This is a genomic window from Streptomyces sp. HSW2009 (assembly GCF_040240285.1).
GTDB lineage: Bacteria > Actinomycetota > Actinomycetes > Streptomycetales > Streptomycetaceae > Streptomyces.
The window spans coordinates 1-1095 of record NZ_JBEHZD010001043.1 but is presented as its reverse complement, the minus strand read 5'-3'; the positions used below and the strand labels follow the sequence as shown (position 1 = coordinate 1095).

At 81.6% G+C, this 1095-nt stretch carries 1 pseudogene; it reads right to left on the bottom strand.

The features are described 5' to 3' along the window. Positions 1-1095 (bottom strand): annotated as a pseudogene (locus AAHZ94_RS34445) (hypothetical protein); the annotation flags it as partial.

Genomic DNA, 1095 nt, shown 5'->3' with positions numbered 1-1095 from the left:
CCCCCCCCCCCCCCCCCCCCCCCCCCCCCCCCTATTTTTTTCCCCCCCCCCCCCCCCACCCCCGATCGGAGCCCGTCTCGGGGGCCCGGAGATGTGAATACGACACCGCCCGCGGCGCCCGCGGCCGGCCCGCACGAGATCGAGCCCGCCCAGGGCACCGGGCGGCGCCGGGCCAGGCGGGCCCTGACCGAGACGCCGGAACGGCCCGTACCGCAGCAGGGTGTGCCGCAGGACGGCGGCGGTCAGCAGGTTCCCGGCGGGCCGGCGGGCCAGCAGCAGCGCGGCCAGCAGTCCGGGCCGCAGCAGCAGGCACACGAGGTACCGGCCGGGCGCACCCCGTTCGCGCTGCCGCCGGCCGCGGCCGACCAGCAGCCGCAGTCGCAGCAGCCGCAGGGCCTCGGTCCGGTCGCGGCGCTGCCCGCGCAGGGCGGGTACCCGGCGGCCGGCGCCTCCGGTGGGGTGCCGGGTGGGGTGCCTGGCGGTGTGCAGGGTCGCGGCGGGCAGCCGGCCGGCGCCGACGGCACGCCCTGGGGCCCCGGGGTCCCGGAGCCGCGGGCCGAGGTCGTCCCCGCGTGGCCAACCCCCGGTGAGGCCGCGCAGCAGCCGGCGGCCGGGGCTGTCGGTCCGTACGAGATCGAGCCCGCCCAGCACGGGCAACCCGGCCAGCACGGGCAGCACAACCAACCCGGTCAGCATGGGCAACCCGGCCAACCCGGTCCGCACGGGCAGCCGCCCGTGGCTGGGGGCGGGGCCGGGGCCGGGCAGCAGTTCCCGCCGGCGCCCGGGCAGCAGCTTCCGGTACCTCAGGGCCAGCCTGGCCAGCAGCTTCCCGCCGGCCCGGGGCAGCGGCGGGCGCGGCGCCCGCTCGCCGACGAGCAGCCGCGGCACGGCCAGCCAGGTCACGGCCAGCCAGGACCGGGCGAGGCGCGTCCGCAGGGCGCCCCGGGCGAGCAGCCCCCGGGGCGGCGCCCGCTCGGCGACCCGAGCGCCGGCGCGGGTCAGCAGGCCGGTGGCGGGAGCCAGCACGGCGGTGGCGCAGGTCCGCACGGCAGTGGCGCGGGCCAGCACGTCGGGGGCGAGGCGGCTCGCGCGGGC